The sequence below is a fragment of the Brevundimonas naejangsanensis DSM 23858 genome (assembly GCF_000421705.1).
In the GTDB taxonomy this organism is placed as follows: Bacteria; Pseudomonadota; Alphaproteobacteria; order Caulobacterales; family Caulobacteraceae; genus Brevundimonas; species Brevundimonas naejangsanensis.
Genome location: NZ_ATXN01000002.1, coordinates 1,070,591 through 1,087,563 on the forward strand (window position 1 = coordinate 1,070,591; position 16,973 = coordinate 1,087,563).

A 16,973-nucleotide genomic window follows, 5' to 3' on the forward strand; every position below is an offset into this window, starting at 1 on the left:
CGGGCCGGCAGTTTGTTCAGGCATCCATGATTTTGCGTCAGCCAGCGGTTTTCAGCGGAATTTATGTGGCTATCGGCGGCAATTCGGATGTTGGGCGCTAGGTCACTCGGCGGCGTCCAACTCGTCATCCAACGAGACGACTTCAATCGCCAGACCTTTGAACTCAGGCGGTTTAGATTTCGTAGGAGCCATCCATGACTGCACTTTTCCTGCGGCCTCGTCGGCTTCGAATTGCTTGGCGACTTCGGCAAGCGGGTGACGGAAGAAATGCTGGTTGAGAGCGTCGGCAAGGGCCTTCTCTTTGCCCGCCCTCGCCAGCGCCAGAACCGCATCGCCGTCCTTCCAGTCGATCTTCGCCTTTACGCGGCGGACCTGTTCCTCTTTCAGTTTCGCCAACGCATCAGGTGCGATGCTGCCACTCGTCCAGATTTCGAAGCGCTGCTCTGCCTCGCGTAAATACCCGTGCTGAGCGTAATGAACGCGGAATGTGGGAATCTTCGCGAGCCATTCCTCCACCTCTGCCAGACTCAACACACCGCCCGGCTCCTTACCTTTGCATTCAATGGCCGTGACGATTGCGTTCTGGTTGGTGATCGTCTGAACGTCGATATCCGCTGTCTTCCCGGTGCTCGGGTCTTTGGCGGTGACGCCCATATCCATCGTCATGGCTGTGCGCCTTGCAAGATAGCCCGCCACCATCTCAAACAGGATGCCCCGAAGGTTCTTGTTGCGTCCTTCGATATCAAACAGGTTGTTCAACAGCATGGTGAGGCGTTCGGGGCTCGATGACGCATATTTCGCGGCATTCTTGAGCACTTCGCAGAGCGAGGCGATTGCCTCCCCGACACGCCTCCCGAACAGGTCTTTGGGGGTTGCCAGCATAACGCCCGCCGCATGTCCTGCGGTCATTGCTTCGCCCGTGAAGCCTTCCGCGACGATGATCGACAGAATGCCGATATCCTTGAAGCTGGCTTTGAGAACGCGAGCTTTGCGGATGAAGAACTGAATCTCATGGACGGTCAAAATGCCTTCGGCGAAAACGTCCGCCACAACGAAACCCGGTTTGCTTGCCGATCCCTGCAACGGTAGGAGATAGCTCGGCCCGGCAAGATCGAATGCGAAAGGCCCGATCGGCTTCAAGTCTTCGTCGCCCCGGATGCGGATAGCGTTGTAACTCGCGAGGCCAATTTTTCGGCACCATTCGCGCAGGCCATCCAGCAAGACACGTTCCGTAATGTCCCGCGCCCGCATGGCAGCGGGTGTGCCCATGGCCAAGCTCGGAGCCGTGTGGAAACAGCGGCCATATTCCGGGTCGTGGAATTCCTTGAGGAAGTCGGACTTTATGAGACGGCTGGCGACCGTATCAGCCGGGACTTGCCCGGTCTTAGGCCTGACCGTCGCACCGCTTACAACCGCGAATTGCTCGACAGGAATTATGCCGCCCCGAGCGATCACGCCGTCGATAGCCGCCGCCGTAATCGAATTGGTTTCGCGGAGATCGCGCAGGAAATTTTGCCAGAACCGTTCGCCGTTACGGTCCTTCTCCAGATAGAGGAACGCCTCGCGTTTAGGCAGGAGCGGAACAGGAAAGCTGCGGACCGGCGGCTTGGCTCGCGATACGCGTTGACGCGCTGCCTCTGCGGATAAACCAGATGCGACAAATGCCTCAACGATCCGTGAGGAACGTGAGGGACCATGCTCGGAAAGGTACTGCGCAACGCTGGTCATAGGGCATGTCACACTACTTAATTTATTAATTCAACTACCTCCACGGCCTCGTTTTTCAACGATGTGTTCAGGGTTGTTTTAAATCAATGGCTTAGAGGGCTGTTTCCGGGTCCGATTTTTTGGTCTCTGTCACAATGGTTTTTTGGAGGCAGGCTTTTGGCCTGCTTTCGCGCCCGAAAATAGGTGCTTGGCACTGCCATGCGCCGTAAAGCGTAACTTTACAGGAAACGTTATGTCCGATACGCTGCATCCGAATCGATGAACATTCAACGGGCAGCGCGCGATGACCGATGAGGATGACCTTCGGCTGAAGACGCCCGCCCATCCGGGTGGCTTCGTGAAGCAAGAGGTCTTGAAACCGCTCGGCTTATCCGTAACGGATGCGGCAGACGCGCTTGGCGTTACGCGGCCGGCCTTGTCAGCGCTTCTGAACGAGCGTGCGCACCTGTCGCCAGAAATGGCGATCCGGATTGAAAAAGCGTTCGGCGTCTCGATGGAGACGCTGATGCGCATGCAGAACAGCTACGACATTGCGCAGGCCCGCAGGCGGGAAGCCGAGATCAAGGTCGAGCGATACACGGGAATGAATACGAAGGGTCGAGCATGACGGAGCTGAGTTTCAAGGGCAAAGAGTTTGTCTATAACCACCATCTGGCGGTGCCCTTCCGTCCGCTTGTGCCCGATGAAAGCAAGGGCATCGGCCCGATTGCGCTTGACGGCAATCTCGTCATTCACGGCGACAATCTGCACGCGCTGAAGGCGCTCCTGCCGCTTTATGCGGGCAAGGTAGATTGCGTGTATATCGACCCGCCCTACAATACCGGCAAGAGCGATTGGTCATATAACGATAAAGTCAATTCGCCGGTGATTCAGGAATGGCTCGATAGCAATCCGATCACCGTCGATGACACGCTTCGGCATGACAAGTGGGCGTGCATGATGTGGCCGCGCCTTCAGCTCTTACGCGACCTCATGAAGCCGGGGGCAGTCATTTTTGCGAGCATCGACGATAACGAGGTCGCTCTGTTCAAGCATCTTCTGCACGCTACATTTGGCGACAATAACAATCCGAAAAGCAACCCTCATCTTGGCACCATTATCTGGAAGAATGCGACAGATAATAATCCAACGAATATCGCAATTGAACATGAGTATGTTCATGTCTTTTGCTTGGAGCGGGATGGCGTTGCACCTATCTGGAGTTCTCCGTGGTCGGACCTGAAAGATTGCCTTCTTGCGAAGGAGCAGGAGCTTTTGGCCGCCAACTTAAGCGATGATGAGCTTTCATCACAATATACGGAATGGTTCAGACTGCATAAGCCGCAACTCGGCCCCTTGCAGGAGTATAATCAGATCGACCGGGGCGGGATTTTCACTGCCTCGCGAAGCGTCCACAACCCGGGCCGTGAGGGTTATCGCTGGGATTTAATGAATCCCAAGACCCAGAAACTGGTGCCGCAACCGCTCATGGGATACCGCTTTCCTGAAGACACCCGCGACGAGTTGCTTGCGCAGGACCGCATCATTTTCAGCGACGATCCCGATCAGCTCATCCGCCTCAAGACCTACGTGAAGGACTACAAGGAGAAGATGCCGGGGATCATTGAAATAGATGGTCGGCGCGGCGCGAATGAGCTGAAAAAGATTTTCCCAGAGTCGAAGCAAGCCTTCAAGAATCCAAAGACCTACACGCTTATTGAGTGGCTTCTTTCATACACCGCTGGCCCGGATGCTGTCGTTCTCGACTCATTTGCTGGCTCCGGAACGACGGCGCAGGCGGTCATGAAACTGAACGAGAGGGATGGCGGAAATCGGAAGTTTATCCTTGTCGAAATGGAAGACTATGCCGACGAACTGACGGCAGAGCGTGTTCGCCGCCTTATCCAGGGCGTTCCGACTTCAAAGGACGACGAGTATAAAACCGGCCTCGGCGGCACCTTCACCTATTGCACTCTCGGCGATCCCGTGGAGCTGGATAAGGTGCTGAGCGGTGAAACCCTGCCGCCCTATGCCGGTCTCGGCGCGGCACTGTTCCACATGGCGACCAATCGCGCGCTCGATCCCGCAGCCGTGCGGGAGGATGATTTCTATCTCGGTGCCATGGGAGGCCAGCATGTCTGGCTGATCTACAAGCCCGATCTCGACTGGCTGAAATCGCCGGAAGCGGCCCTGACGCTGGCGCGCGCCAAGGCATTCGCCGCCTCCGATCCGGACAAGCGGCACCTTGTCTTCGCCCCGGCGCGCTTCGTGAGCCAGAAGATGCTGGCGGAACAGAACATCCCTGTGGAGTTCGTGCCGCTGCCCTTCGCGCTTTACCGCATAGACCGGAGCTGACGCCATGTTTCGCCAGCTCGATTATCAGGACCGCGTGCTCTCTACGCTCGATGCCTATCTCGACCTTTTGAAGGAGAAGAAAGCACGCGCAGACAAGGTGGCAGCGCTCGCCGAACAAGACCCTGACCTTGGCCTCGCCATTCCGGATTTTGCGAAGGACGCTTGGGAAGCGATGAAGGCTGCGAACAAGCTGCCCGCTTCGCGCGCGGCTATTCCGTTCTCGCCGCGCATGGACGGCTGCGAGCGGCCAGTGCCCAACGCCGTGCTGAAAGTGCCTACCGGCGGTGGCAAGACTTGGCTCGCCGTCTCTGCGGTGTCGCGGGTGATGGGCCGCTATCTCGACCGCAACACCGGCTTCGTCCTGTGGATCGTGCCGAACGAGGCGATTTATACGCAGACGCTCAAGCATCTGAAGGATCGCCAGCACCCCTATCGCCAGGCGCTTGACCGCGCGGCGGCGGGGCGTGTGAAGATCATGGAGAAAACTGACCGGCTCGATGCGCGGGACGTGGAAAGCAATCTCTGCATCATGCTGCTGATGCTGCAATCCGCGAACCGCGAGACGCAGGATTCCCTGAAAATGTTTCAGGACCGGGGCGACGTGCATGGCTTCTTCCCGCCCGAAGGCGAACAACAGGCGCATCAGGCCGTCATCGACCGCACGCCGAACCTCTCCGCCTATACGGGCATGTTCCCGATGGTGAAGGACTCCCTCGGGAACGCCCTTCGGATCATCCGGCCCGTGGTCGTGATGGACGAGGGCCACCGCGCCATTTCCGATCTCGCCTTCGGCACGCTCTACGGATTCAACCCCTGTTTCGTGCTGGAGCTGACCGCTACGCCGCAGGATGTGCAGCCGCGTGGCGGCCGCAATCCGCGCGAAGGCCGCTATGCCAATGTGCTGGTGGAAGTGACGGGGCGCGAGCTGGACCGTGAGGGCATGATAAAGATGCCGCTCAACCTCGATCCCCGGCAGGGCAATGACTGGAAGGCGACGCTGAACGCGGCGCTTGCCAAGCTCAACGCGCTCGATGCCGAAGCCCGGCAATTGCGGGCCGATACGGGCCGCTATATTCGCCCGATCATGCTGATCCAGGTCGAGCGCACGGGCGCGGATCAGCGCGAAAGCGGCCATATCCATGCGGAAGATGTAAAAGACTGGCTCCTGACGGCGGGTTTCGACCAGGCGGAAATCGCGATTAAAACCGCCCAGCAAAACGACCTCAACGATCCCGAAAATCAGGACCTGCTCTCGCCCACCAACCGGGTGCGGGCGATCATCACGAAACAGGCGTTGCAAGAAGGTTGGGATTGCCCCTTCGCCTATGTGCTGTGCAGTCTTGCGGCCAGCGCCAACCTAAAAGCCATGACCCAGCTTGTCGGCCGTATTCTTCGGCAGCCAGGCGCGCTCAAGACAGGCGTTGAAGCGCTCGACGAGTGCCACGTTATCACGCATCATGCGGGTACTGCCACTGTCGTCGATGCCATTAAAGATGGCCTCGAACAGGACGGCCTTGGCGATCTGGTCCTGCGCGTGACGCAGGACGACAAGAGCGGGTCAGGCAAAGCTGCTCGCACGATCACGCGCCGCCCGGCTTTCGCTTCCACGGAAATCTACCTGCCCAAAGTGATGGTGGTGGAAAGCGGAGGAGCACGCGAGCTGGACTACGAGACCGATGTGCTCTCCGCGCTCGACTGGCGGGGTTTCGATCCGAGGGACATCGCGGATCGGGTGCCGGAAAACGCACAAGCGGCGGAAAGTCAGATCCAGCGGATCAGGCTTTCTGAGGACGGCGACGAATTGTTCGTCGGCGAAACCGTAGCCGCCAATACGGAAGTCCTCGCCTTCGATCCGGCACATGCCGTCCGGATGATTTCCGACATCGTGCCGAACCCCTTCGTTGGCCGTGAGATTGTGGGCGCGATGATTACGGCCCTGCGGGCGCGAGGCTTCGATGATGCGAAGCTCGGCCTGCTTGCCAGCCTGATCGTGGAAGAGCTGCGCAAGGGCCTCGATGCTGCGCGTAATGCGCGCGCCGAAGCGCTGTTCAAGGCTGAGGTCGCCGCGGAACGCATCCAGTTCCGGTTGCGGCTCGATGGTCGCAACTGGCGGATGCCGTTTGGCATCGAAACGACAGAACCGGAGAACGCCCGCCAACTCCTTAACCGCGCCGGTGGCCCGCTCGAAAAGAGTCTTTTCGCGCCGGTCTACGAGAACGAGCTGAACAGCGACGAGCGGGATGTGGCGGTCTATCTCGACGGCGAAAAGACGCTGGCCTGGTGGCACCGCAATGTCGCGCGGACGCAGTACGGCATTCAGGGATGGAAGAAGGCCAAAATCTATCCGGATTTCATCTTCGCCGTGCAGCGCGATGGCGAAGCGAAGCGGATCACGGTGCTGGAAACCAAGGGCGACCAGCTCGACAACCTCGACACGGCGTACAAGCGCGAGGCGCTGGCGTTCCTCTCGGACCATTTCGAATGGGACGAGGCAACTCCGGTCGGCGAGCTGGAACTGGTCAACAACGGCGAGACCGTGGAAGGCACCTTGATCCTGATGAGCGAATGGAAGGCGAAACTGCCCGCGTATCTCTGACTGAACAGAATTTGTCAGATGGTGTAGTTACCGAGCCGCGAGGGATACGCGCTGCTTGCAGCAATCCCCTGCATTCTTACAATACACCGCCACAACGGCGTGCAATTAAGATTCCGACGTGGGTTATCATCCGTTAGACTTCGTGGTGGGGGAACACGATGCACCTACATTCCTATCGACTGAGAAATTTCCGGCGGCTTCGGGACGTGCATATCGAGCTTGCGTCCGACATTTCCATTTTCGTTGGGGCGAATAATAGCGGAAAAACCTCCGCGACGCAGGCTATGCAGATGTTTCTCTCGGGTGGCAAAGACGCTTTCTCGCTGTATGATTTCAGCTCGCACGCTTGGCCGCTGCTTGATGAGATCGGCGAACGAGAGGGCGACATCGCCGAGGCTGAGTTTCCGACCGTCTCGCTCGATCTTTGGTTCGAGGTGGGAGCCGAAGACCTCTATCTTGTCATCCCCATTCTGCCCTCGACCGCTTGGGCCGGGACGCTTGTGGGCGTCCGCGTCGAACTCGCGCCCAGAAACATCACGGAATTGATCCAGCGTTATCGCACCGCTCGCGACGATGGTCGGGCCAAAGCGGCGGCGCTGGTCGGCGGCGCAGGCGATTATGTGCCTTGGCCAAAATCGCTATCGGCTTACCTGCTTAAAGAACTGAGACACGAGTATGAGCTGCGATATTACGTCCTCGACCACAGGCAATTTGATGCGAAGTTTCAGGCGGTGGAGGGGTATCAGCCGCTGCCGTTGGGGAACGAGCCCGGCGGCAGTGCTGTACTAAAATCGCTCATCAAGGTAGATTTTCTCAATGCACAGCGGCACCTTGCGGACCCTTCAACTGCTTCCGGAAGCGGCCGTTCGGAGGATTTGTCGAAGCGTCTGAGTCGCTTCTATCAACGCAATCTCGATCAACGTCAGGACGATCATCAGGCGCTCAAAGCGCTATTCGAGTCTGAGGTGGGCCTCGACAAGCATCTCGCGGAGGTTTTTAAAGGTACACTGGAACGGTTGGGGCGTTTGGGTTATCCCGGCCTCAATAACCCAAGGCTCGAAATCAAGTCGGCCCTGAACCCCGCGTCCATCATGACGCAGGATGCGCGCGTCCATTACATCGTGGGCGAAGCCGCGCAGACGATCATGCTGCCCGACACCTACAATGGCCTCGGCTTCAAAAACCTGATCTATATGGTGGTCGAAGTGCTCGACCTTCAGGAGCGCTGGAAAGCCGAAGAGGAGAAGCGTGCGCCTCTCCATCTCATATTCATCGAGGAGCCAGAAGCACACCTTCACGCGCAGCTCCAGCAGGTTTTCATTCGCAACATACTCGACTTGCTCGTCATTCCGGGTGAGGCGGGAGGATCATTCGCCACACAAGCGGTCATTACGACCCACTCGCCGCACATCCTGTACGAGCGTGGCTTTCAGCCGATCCGCTACTTCCGGCGCGATTTGGTCGGAAACGATCAAGTCACTGAAGTGCTCAACCTCTCCGCGTTCTATGCGCAGGAAACCGAACACCGCGATTTCCTGCAAAGGTATCTCAAACTCACCCACTGCGATTTGTTCTTCTCTGACGCCGCTGTGCTCGTGGAGGGCAATGTCGAGCGATTGCTGCTCCCGATCATGATATCAAAGGCGGCGACATCGCTGCGATCCTCCTGCATTTGCATTCTGGAGGTGGGCGGTGCCTTCGGCCATAAATTCAAATCGCTGATCGAATTCCTCGGGATCGTCACGCTGATCATCACCGACGTAGACAGTGTTACCTTGTTGCCTGCTGATCATGACGGCGATGATGACGACGATGACGAGCTGGAGATCGAAGTCGAGGCCCTTGAGGTGGCCGCTGCCAACGATGTCGATGAACTACTCGGTGGTGATGCTCCGGCCGCCCAAGCTGGCGATGCCGCCGATCCTGCCCCCGCCCGTCGTTACGGAAAAAAGTGCTTGCCCGGTGTAGCCGGGGCAGTCACCTCCAACCAGACTCTCGTGAAATGGCTTCCGGCCAAGCTGTCGATCGACGAGCTTTTCGCAGCACCGGAGCAAGAGAAGGAAACGCCGGCGGATGTGACGCCCCGTGTCCGCGTGGCATATCAGACGCCCGTTCCAGTCGCATGGAATGGTCAGAACGTAGAGCTGGCAGGTCGGACGTTGGAAGAAGCGTTTGGGTTGGAAAACGCCGAATGGTGCCAGAGCGCGGAGCAGAGGAAATTGGGGCTACGCCTCCGTGGTGCACTAGTGGACCCGGCGGCGTTGGCAGCCGGCCTTCACAAGAGGGTCAGCGGCGATAAATTCGACAAGACCAAGTTCGCGCTTGGCGTACTTACGGCCCGACCGGAAGAGTGGCAGGTTCCGACGTACATCCGTGACGGTCTGGTTTGGCTTAAGGCGCAGGTCGATCTCGAAGTTGAGGCCGAACTGGAAGGTGGTGTAGTCGGTGAGTAGCCGCGCTCAACAGCCTGACACACAGGCCGACGTAGATCTTCGGCTGTGCTTGGAATCTCAGCCGCCGACCAGTTTTAACATGGTCGCCGGCGCGGGGTCGGGCAAAACCACTTCGCTGATCAAGGGGCTCGCCTCGATCCTTGCCATCCATGGCGAGCGTTTGCGACTACGCAGGCAGCGCGTGGCCTGCATAACCTATACAGAGATCGCCGCCGGAGAGATTTGGGCTGACGTGGGAAACAATCCTCTCGTCCACGTCTCCACGATTCATAGTTTTCTTTGGTCGATCGCACGCGGCTTCCAACAAGATATCGCCGCTTGGGTTGCAAACAGGATCGACGAGCGGATCACAGAATTACAGCACGATGCCGCCAATTTTGGCCCACGCGTTCAGCAGAAAACGCGAGACAAGAACGCCCACGATATAACGCGCTACGAGCAGCAGCGTGAGGCTATCACTCAAGTTCGTAGCTTCACTTATGGAACAGGAACTGACTACGCCAAAGGTATCCTCGGCCACGATGACATTATCAAAATGGCTTCGCAGTTGATGATTCAACGGCCGCTTTTCCGAACTCTCGTCGCACAACAATTTCCGTTTGTTTTCGTGGATGAGAGCCAAGATACCTTTCCCATTATTGTCGAAGCATTGATGGCGGTCCAGCAGCAGGAGCGGGCCCGCTTCTGCCTCGGGTTCTTCGGCGATCCGATGCAGCGCATCTATCCCACCGGCATCGGCACAGTTCCCAAACCCGACGATTGGCGGGCGATCCCCAAGCCGGAAAATTTCCGTTCGCCCACCTCGATATTGAATCTCGCAAACGCCATTCGGCGTGAAGGTGACGATCTGGTTCAGATTGGTGGCCGAAAGAAAAAAAACGGTGATCAGGAAGTGCCGGTGATCGGAACGGCGCGATTGTTTGTCTTGCCGACAGATGCTCATCGCGACGAACGCGTGGCGCAGGTTCGGGCGTGGATTGCGAACGCAAACGATGACGAGTTGTGGCAGCCCACCGACGAGAACGACCCGGTTAAAATGTTGGTGATCGTGCATCGCATGGCAGCGAAGCGATTGGGGTTCGGCGATCTGTATGCGGCGCTCAACGATAAGGCGCCTGAGGCCTTCAAGAATGGCTTTCTGGACGCGTCCGCCTGGCCGCTGCGCCCGTTGGTGTCGTTTCTACTGCCGCTTGCGGAGGCTGTTCGGGACGGGCGAGACTTCGAGACGATGCGGCTGCTTCGGCTCCATTCACCGTTGCTAGAAAAGGCCAACCTCCAAGGCGTGAACATCGCCGAGAGGCTCAATGAACTTCAGGCGGTGAGCAATCAGGTCGGTGAGCTGATGGGACCTCAGTCGCAGGCTACCATTCGTGACGTGCTGACTCTTGCCAAGGAAAGTCGCTTGGTAGAGTTCGACCCGCGCCTGTCCGCGTACCTTGAGGATGTTGCTGTGAACGAGGCCGAAGTCGAGGCCGATGACAACGTAGACGAAGGCGAGGAAGGCCTTTCAAACGAGATCAATTCAATGGCCGCGTTCCTAGACTGTCCGGCTAAGCAGCTTCGACCCTACCAGGCTTACGTTAACGACGAATCGCCTTTTTCCACGCAGCAAGGCGTGAAAGGGGCCGAGTTCGATCGTGTGCTCGTCGTCCTCGATGACGAGGAAGGCACGCACTTTCAATTCTCCTACGAGAAATACCTCGGATTGAAAGAGCTTTCTGCGCGAGACAAAAAGACTTTGCAGGACGGTGGCGAAACAGGCGTCGAGCGGACGCGGAGACTTTTCTACGTTTGCTGCACACGCGCGCGGCAAGACTTGGTCGTTATCCTTTTCGTCGCTGATCCCGCAGCGGCGATTGCGCATATTCGCGGGCTCGGACTATTTCCAGAAGCGGATATTCTCTCGCAAGATGCGCTCGCTTGACTGACTCGAGAGCCAAGCCAGATGAGCCTGCGAGCGTAATACTGAATTATACCCTTTCATAGAACTTAGGGCTCCGCCCTCGGCGCACTTCGAGAGGCTTCCGCCCAGCTTCCTACGCGCGTGCCGCGCTCCGTGCAGCCGGTTCCCCGCGAAGTCTCACTCCGTTTGCACACCCGGTCTCGGCGACGGCCAGAAGGTCAGGCGCGGCGTTCCGCTTCGCTGACCTTCAGACCCGAGGATCAGAGATATGACCAACGTATCCGACAGCAGCCCCCGCATTTATGTCGCCTGCCTTGCAGCTTACAATAACGGTTTTCTGCATGGAGCTTGGATCGACGCGGATCAGGACGCGGACCAGATCAGGGTCGAGATTGCCGCGATGCTTGCCCGTTCTCCGGTAATCCTCCCCGTGGTTAAGGGGATGCGAAGGTAGAATTTTCTCGGCAAGATGGACGAGGAGATTCCGATGAAGAAGAGCCGTTTCACCGAAGCCCAGATCATGGGCGTGCTGCGCCAGGCGGAGGGCGGGCTGCCCGTTTCCGAGCTTTGCCGCGAGCATGGGATCAGCAGCGCGACGTTTTACAAATGGCGCGCGAAGTTTGGCGGCATGGATGCATCCATGATGAGCCAGATGAAGGCCCTCGAGGATGAGAACAGGCGACTGAAGCGCATGTTCGCCGATCTCAGCATGCAGGCCGATCTGCTTCGAGAGGCTCTGGGAAAAAAGTGACGCGGCCAGCTCAGCGCCGGGAGCTGGCCGAGAAGGCGGTGGCGACGAAGGGGGTCAGCATCGCGCTGGCCTGCCGGGCGTTCGGCGTCAGCGAGACCTGCTTTCGCTATAGTCCGAAGCGTGACGACGAGAACGAGATGATTGCCGATCTGCTGGTCGGGCTGGCGAATGCCCACAAGACCTGGGGTTTCGGCCTGTGTTTTCTGCACCTGCGGAACGTCAAGGGACATGTCTGGAACCACAAGCGGGTCCACCGGATCTACTGCGAGCTGGAGCTGAACCTGCGGATCAAGCCGCGGCGCAGGCTGAAGCGGGAGAAGCCCGATGAACTGGCAGTTCCAGAAGCCCCGAACCTGGTCTGGTCGATGGATTTCATGGCCGATCGGCTGGCCGACGGGCGGCAGTTCCGGCTGCTGAATGTGCTGGACGACTTCAACCGCGAGGGGCTGGGTATCGAGGTCGATTTTTCGCTGCCCGCCGAGCGGGTCGTCCGAGCCCTGAACCAGATCATTGAATGGCGCGGCAAACCGCTGGCGATCCGGGTCGATAACGGCCCGGAATACGTCAGTGCCACGCTGACAATCTGGGCCGAGAAGCAGGGCATCGCCCTGACCTACATCCAGCCCGGAAAGCCGCAGCAGAACGCCTATGTCGAGCGCTACAACCGGACGGTCCGGCACGAATGGCTCGACCTCTACATCTTTGAAACCATCGAGGAGGTGCAGCAGATCGCTACCGAATGGCTATGGACCTACAACAACGAACGCCCGAACATGGGCATCGGCGGCGTCACACCCGCCATGAAGCTGAAAATGGCCGCGTGAGTTCTACGGTCGCGCCCCGTTAAAACGGGGAGGATTACCCTCCGGTCGAGGAAGCGGAGGAATACGCCATTCATGACTATGAGGGCTTCGAGGGCGTCAGCATCTCCAAATATGCGGGCATCGACAGCGTGGCGCGGATGGCCGCCTTCATCGCAGAACACGGCGCACTAGGCGCGGGCCTGTTGGAGCAGTTCAGCGGCGACATGGACCAAGCCGAAACCGCCTTGCAGGATTGCTATCATGGTCAGTTCGCCAGCCTCGCCGACTACATGGAGGAATTGACCACCGAGAGCGTCACGATTCCCGAGGCACTACGCTACTATGTCGATTGGCAGGCGATGGCGCGCGACGCTCAGATCGGCGGCGACCTATTCACCATCGAGACGGCGCAGGGCGAGGTGCATGTGTTTTCAAGCAGATGAGATCATGTCTGCCTGCCTGTGCTCATACAGGCAGGCATCTCGAAAGCTACGGCTGTCGCCAAGCTAAAAACACCAAAGAATTATCGGATTAGCCGCTCAAGGTATCTGCTTTGAGCGGGTTCTATATTTCCAGTGATCCTTGAACCTCTTTTTGCCGGGCGCTGCCCAGCATCCCGGCTTGGGGAGGTGACGCCATGCTCAGCATCGATTGGCGATCTCCGGCGGCATACGGGCATACAAAGCACATCCCTGCCGCTGGTTTCGCTTGGGAATATTTGCGCCGCAACGAAGAATATCGTCGGGACTACCAGACCATCGCATCGACCGGAAGGGCGGCTGCCCGCGCCCTTGAAGCGTTCGCGCATCGCTGGGGGTTGCGATTTCCCGTGCGATCCGGACGCGCCGCATGATAGGCAATCGCCGATCTGGAGTCCGCGCCTTCAACCGCAAGCCGTGGTGTTGTCGCCGGTCGATCACAAGGACGACGATACCGAACCGACAATGACGTTGGCGCATCTCGACGGCCTCGACCTGCGCCGCGCTGCCGACGGCTGGCACGGCATATGGCATGTGGATGGCGTCGCGCACCAGTTCTGGCTACCCGAGGCGATGCCGGACGCGGCCGCCTTCTATGCCGTGACCCTGCCGATGGATTCCTTTCTGGAACTTCGTGCTCACGCTGTCCGCCGGTTCTGGCGTTCCCTTAACGGCCGTGCGCCCGGTCCCGATTTCCGGGCGGTCCCAGCCCAGCTCCGGCAATGGCATATACTGTCGCTACGCGCGCTCGATGCCCGGCTGCATGGCGAGAGCTATCGCGCCATCGCCGAAGTCTTGCTCGGCTTTCGCGGCACCAAAGAGGATTTCGAGAGTGACCCGCGCAAAAACAAGGCTCGCCGGTTAGTCGCCCACGGCGTCAGGATGATGCGCGGCGGCTACCGCCTGTTGCTCCACTATCCAATCAAGCTTCCGAAGTGAGGCCAGAGCAACTATATTCAGAAAGCATCGGCGCTGTTGGGAGAGCACGTTTATGGCGGATGACGATAACAGTGACGGTGACGGAGGGGAGGATACCCCTGGCGCTAAAGGTCTGGATATTTCCAAGCTCATGATCGGCGGCATGCGACCGCCTGCAATGAACGATACGGTTCGCAAGGCTATTGAGGGTATAGAGCGCCAGACACAACCCTTCCGTGACTTGCAGGACAGAATTACACCGCAGTTAAACAGTGTCACCGCAGCACAGAAAGCGACGGAAACATCTCTCGGGCCATTGCGTGATCTTGAAGCCCGCATGAAGACCCTTGGCGGCATCGCTGGAGAGAACTCATCTTTGGGTCGCCTAGCTGAGCAGATTGGAGCACAGAAAAGCGCCATTGATGCGATGCGTCTGCACGAAACTGAAATACCCCGCATTCCTGAGCTTCCTCCTATTCCGCCGAACCCGATCTTTGAGACCAACAGGCGGCTTGAGCGGATAGAAGAGCGCTTCGAGCAGATGCAAGTCATTGCCACCGACGCTGCCGAGATTGCCACGGGACTTCAAGGAGCTGCCGCTGAGTTCCTCCAGAAATTCGAGAAAGCGGCAGCCGACAATGACCGCACCGCAGCCCGCGCCATCTGGATCGGCGTAGTCGCGGTATTCATTGCTGTCGCTATGCCTGCCGCGCAGATCATCTATTCGGAATATCGCCGCGAACCGAGCAATGGGGCCGAGGTTCAAGCGGCGCTTGAAGCCATGCAGTCTGAACTTACTACCATGCGCAACGCTCAGACCGTTGCCGACGACCAATTGACTGAGGCGCTTGCCACGTCCGACAGCGAGACTGCCGCAATCCTGCGGGATATTCGTGGACTCCTCGCCGGGGAAGGTGCGTCGACCCCGGCCGCGAGAGACGAATCGCCACGATAGGACGTGACCTATCGCGCACCTAACTTATGAAGCTCAGCGTCTAGTGCCGTTAAATCGACGTTGAAGTAATCTTCACGGATCGCCCCAAGACGCACTGCCCGCGCCGTCTTAATGAACTCAAAATGTGCCTCTTCTGCTTCCGAAAGCATTGTTATGTGTGCCCGATCTATGGATTCAGCGAGTCGCCTCTTGCACTCGATGGCTAACTGGCAAGATGCGAGATCGGTGCCTTGATGCACTATTAAAAGATCAACATCACGAGGTGCTTTCGCATCGTCAAAAGCCGATCCAAAACCATAGATAGTGACGCTGTGCGTCACAGCCAGCCTTGCTTCTGGAAGTATTCCTCTTCCATTTCGGTGAGGTGGAGCCAGTAATCATCGCGGTGTAACGCGCCCATGAATTCCCCGATCTTGAACAGTCCGACATTGGAATCGCGACAGTGCCGCTTCGCATCCGGGGAGTATCCGCACCACGCGGAATTGATGACTACGGCATTGACCTCGCCAAGCTGTTCGATAGTTTCGATATATTCCGCGATTCCAAACGCATAGCATTCACAGATAAACACGCGGAGCGTGTCACCTTGCCTTCTCTCCAATGTATAGACGCCGTTGCCCTCACGAGTCAGTGAGACAACCTTCCCATGGCGACCCATCTGCCCCTCAAAGTAATTGTAGTGGCCGTAATGGCTGGTCCAAGGAAAGGTTTCGCTATGCGCCGCCATCGGCAAGCCCCCGAATGAGATCATCAAATTCCATAGGGAAGCGTTTCACCGCTGCATACGGAATCGCATCCTCTACCCATTGTTCATAGCTGCGCACATGCAGGAAGAAGGCCGCAACCACCCCCTGTTCGTCCGCGTCGAACAGAGATCGGTGCTCTTCAAGCAGCACTGCAATCTTCCGGTTATTAGGAATTATTACTGATAGACGCTCCGACATCCACACCGCATGCGCCGATTCATTGTGAGGCTGCGTTCGCGCTAGCTCAGAAAGCGGGCCATACTGCGCCCAAGACTGCCTGTTCTCTTCCAACAGCGGCAGAATTGCGCGGGCAATATCTTGCTTGGTAGGCATGGGGTCTTGATCCAAGCGTTCGAGCACCCGTGCTTCGTGCTCTGCCTTCATCGCATGCAGAATCTCGACCGTATAGACGGCTTCATTTTCCTTGCGGTCGATCAGCGTGTGATGCGTTGGGCAGAGCAGTATTAGGTTTTCATAGTCGTCCCGCTGGGAGTCCGTCTGGCCCACATCATGACGATTGGCCCCCGGCTTGTCTCCGCAGATATGCGCCATCTCACCCAGCGTGTAGGGTGCGGCGTCTTCTGCCTCATGGTAGCATAGACGTTCCCAACAGCCGGCAAAGGCGCAACGACCGCCAGCCGCTGACCAGAGAATCTTGACTGATTTCTGAGTGATCGCCATCACATCTGAATATCATGGTCTACAAAAACATCTATCCATAGGTTCACAGTTTCATGTCTCACGGCGAGCTAACCTGATGATGCAGCCCCGAAGAGCACACGTCAGCCACCGGACTCATTAGCTGCTGCCTGTTCCAGAATCTTCCGATAGCCATCACGCGATAGCCATTGCGCGCGTTCGAGATGGCTTTGCCAGCAACGATAAGTCCGAAGTTCATAGGCGACCGGATCGCGGTGCAGCACGATCCGCGCGACTTCCTTCCAGTCTGCGCCCTCGGCCTTCGCGTCCAGCAAGCGCAGGTAGGTGACGTAGTGCCGTTCGTCATAGGCGGTTATGGCGTTGCCGGTCGGCGCTTCATCATCCACATCGGGATCGAGTTCGACGGGAGTTCGCATAGTCATTCCCCGTTTCCGAGAGAGCTTTGTCTGCGGTGCGCCCCCGCAAACGATTCTCTCTGACTCTTGGTGATCGGGGAGTTCGAAACCGCTGTTACACGGCCCCATGGCCTTTAGCTCGGAAAGCCTGTTGTATACGCCACAGGCTCCCCGACCATAGGTCAAGGAGTGCGGTGCCGTAACGGCCGGCACCAAACGGTAACAGAGGGGTTTCGACGCCCCGGAGCAGCG

Annotated in this window: 15 protein-coding genes and 1 pseudogene; 11 read left to right on the plus strand and 5 right to left on the minus strand. The window is 58.1% G+C overall.

All coding sequences use genetic code 11. The features are described from left to right. Positions 1-102 precede the first annotated feature (102 nt). Positions 103-1,728: a hypothetical protein gene (locus H556_RS0105395; protein ID WP_155802410.1), complete on the minus strand. Its 1,626-nt coding sequence runs from the start codon at positions 1,726-1,728 to the stop codon at positions 103-105. Between the two features lie 283 nt (positions 1,729-2,011). On the opposite strand from H556_RS0105395, the gene H556_RS0105400 reads away from it, so the two are divergent. From H556_RS0105400 to H556_RS0105450, 11 genes and pseudogenes are all read left to right on the plus strand, one after another. Next, positions 2,012-2,335: a HigA family addiction module antitoxin gene (locus tag H556_RS0105400; protein WP_024353467.1), complete on the plus strand. Its 324-nt coding sequence runs from the start codon at positions 2,012-2,014 to the stop codon at positions 2,333-2,335. Continuing rightward, positions 2,332-4,062 (plus strand): site-specific DNA-methyltransferase, encoded by a 1,731-nt coding sequence (locus tag H556_RS0105405; protein ID WP_024353468.1) that lies wholly within the window; start codon positions 2,332-2,334, stop codon positions 4,060-4,062. Before H556_RS0105400 ends, H556_RS0105405 begins: the two co-directional genes overlap by 4 nt. Before the next feature lie 4 nt (positions 4,063-4,066). Next, positions 4,067-6,658, plus strand: coding sequence for a DEAD/DEAH box helicase (locus H556_RS0105410; protein WP_024353469.1), 2,592 nt, complete (start codon positions 4,067-4,069; stop codon positions 6,656-6,658). A gap of 158 nt (positions 6,659-6,816) precedes the next feature. Beyond that, entirely contained in the window at positions 6,817-9,111 is a 2,295-nt protein-coding gene (locus tag H556_RS0105415) for an ATP-dependent nuclease (RefSeq protein WP_024353470.1), read from the plus strand. A gap of 79 nt (positions 9,112-9,190) precedes the next feature. Further along, positions 9,191-11,035 carry a UvrD-helicase domain-containing protein gene (locus H556_RS0105420; protein ID WP_081650883.1) on the plus strand — a complete coding sequence of 615 codons (1,845 nt, stop codon included), beginning with the start codon at positions 9,191-9,193 and terminating at the stop codon, positions 11,033-11,035. Between the two features lie 247 nt (positions 11,036-11,282). Beyond that, positions 11,283-11,468, plus strand: a complete 186-nt coding sequence (locus H556_RS0105425; RefSeq protein ID WP_024353472.1) for an antirestriction protein ArdA — start codon at positions 11,283-11,285, stop codon at positions 11,466-11,468. A 33-nt stretch (positions 11,469-11,501) separates the two neighbouring features. Beyond that, positions 11,502-12,589 (plus strand): IS3 family transposase gene (locus H556_RS0105435; protein ID WP_155802411.1). Its coding sequence is split into 2 segments (ribosomal slippage): positions 11,502-11,751 and positions 11,751-12,589, totalling 1,089 coding nucleotides; the frame shifts between segments, so codons are not numbered across the junction. Positions 12,590-12,648: 59 nt separating this feature from the next. Next, positions 12,649-13,011 (plus strand): annotated as a pseudogene (locus H556_RS0105440) (antirestriction protein ArdA); the annotation flags it as partial. Between the two features lie 194 nt (positions 13,012-13,205). Beyond that, positions 13,206-13,421: a transcriptional regulator domain-containing protein gene (locus H556_RS16795; protein WP_081650884.1), complete on the plus strand. Its 216-nt coding sequence runs from the start codon at positions 13,206-13,208 to the stop codon at positions 13,419-13,421. Continuing rightward, positions 13,360-13,986, plus strand: a complete 627-nt coding sequence (locus H556_RS0105445) for a DUF2285 domain-containing protein (protein WP_245559420.1) — start codon at positions 13,360-13,362, stop codon at positions 13,984-13,986. The genes H556_RS16795 and H556_RS0105445 overlap by 62 nt, the downstream gene beginning before the upstream one ends. A gap of 52 nt (positions 13,987-14,038) precedes the next feature. Next, positions 14,039-14,920 carry a hypothetical protein gene (locus H556_RS0105450; RefSeq protein ID WP_024353477.1) on the plus strand — a complete coding sequence of 294 codons (882 nt, stop codon included), beginning with the start codon at positions 14,039-14,041 and terminating at the stop codon, positions 14,918-14,920. A gap of 8 nt (positions 14,921-14,928) precedes the next feature. On the opposite strand, the gene H556_RS16265 is transcribed toward H556_RS0105450, so the two are convergent. From H556_RS16265 to H556_RS0105465, 4 genes are all read right to left on the minus strand, one after another. Then, positions 14,929-15,240 carry a hypothetical protein gene (locus tag H556_RS16265; RefSeq protein WP_155802412.1) on the minus strand — a complete coding sequence of 104 codons (312 nt, stop codon included), beginning with the start codon at positions 15,238-15,240 and terminating at the stop codon, positions 14,929-14,931. Further along, positions 15,237-15,647 carry a hypothetical protein gene (locus H556_RS0105455; RefSeq protein ID WP_024353478.1) on the minus strand — a complete coding sequence of 137 codons (411 nt, stop codon included), beginning with the start codon at positions 15,645-15,647 and terminating at the stop codon, positions 15,237-15,239. The genes H556_RS16265 and H556_RS0105455 overlap by 4 nt, the downstream gene beginning before the upstream one ends. Further along, complete coding sequence (locus tag H556_RS0105460; protein ID WP_024353479.1) at positions 15,634-16,347, minus strand: HNH endonuclease; 714 nt, start codon at positions 16,345-16,347, stop codon at positions 15,634-15,636. The genes H556_RS0105455 and H556_RS0105460 overlap by 14 nt, the downstream gene beginning before the upstream one ends. Before the next feature lie 101 nt (positions 16,348-16,448). Next, positions 16,449-16,742, minus strand: coding sequence for a DNA -binding domain-containing protein (locus H556_RS0105465; RefSeq protein WP_024353480.1), 294 nt, complete (start codon positions 16,740-16,742; stop codon positions 16,449-16,451). Between the last annotated feature and the right edge of the window lie 231 nt (positions 16,743-16,973).

What these genes read in the sequence shown, in the direction of transcription:
- H556_RS0105410 (WP_024353469.1), top strand. Translation starts at nt 4,067, where the DNA reads ATGTTTCGCCAGCTCGATTATCAGGACCGCGTGCTCTCTACGCTCGAT.
- H556_RS0105415 (WP_024353470.1), top strand. Translation starts at nt 6,817, where the DNA reads ATGCACCTACATTCCTATCGACTGAGAAATTTCCGGCGGCTTCGGGAC.
- H556_RS0105400 (WP_024353467.1), top strand. Translation starts at nt 2,012, where the DNA reads ATGACCGATGAGGATGACCTTCGGCTGAAGACGCCCGCCCATCCGGGT.
- H556_RS0105465 (WP_024353480.1), bottom strand. Translation starts at nt 16,742, where the DNA reads ATGCGAACTCCCGTCGAACTCGATCCCGATGTGGATGATGAAGCGCCG.
- H556_RS0105405 (WP_024353468.1), top strand. Translation starts at nt 2,332, where the DNA reads ATGACGGAGCTGAGTTTCAAGGGCAAAGAGTTTGTCTATAACCACCAT.
- H556_RS0105395 (WP_155802410.1), bottom strand. Translation starts at nt 1,728, where the DNA reads ATGACCAGCGTTGCGCAGTACCTTTCCGAGCATGGTCCCTCACGTTCC.
- H556_RS0105450 (WP_024353477.1), top strand. Translation starts at nt 14,039, where the DNA reads ATGGCGGATGACGATAACAGTGACGGTGACGGAGGGGAGGATACCCCT.
- H556_RS16795 (WP_081650884.1), top strand. Translation starts at nt 13,206, where the DNA reads ATGCTCAGCATCGATTGGCGATCTCCGGCGGCATACGGGCATACAAAG.
- H556_RS0105455 (WP_024353478.1), bottom strand. Translation starts at nt 15,647, where the DNA reads ATGGCGGCGCATAGCGAAACCTTTCCTTGGACCAGCCATTACGGCCAC.
- H556_RS0105420 (WP_081650883.1), top strand. Translation starts at nt 9,191, where the DNA reads ATGGTCGCCGGCGCGGGGTCGGGCAAAACCACTTCGCTGATCAAGGGG.
- H556_RS0105460 (WP_024353479.1), bottom strand. Translation starts at nt 16,347, where the DNA reads ATGGCGATCACTCAGAAATCAGTCAAGATTCTCTGGTCAGCGGCTGGC.
- H556_RS0105425 (WP_024353472.1), top strand. Translation starts at nt 11,283, where the DNA reads ATGACCAACGTATCCGACAGCAGCCCCCGCATTTATGTCGCCTGCCTT.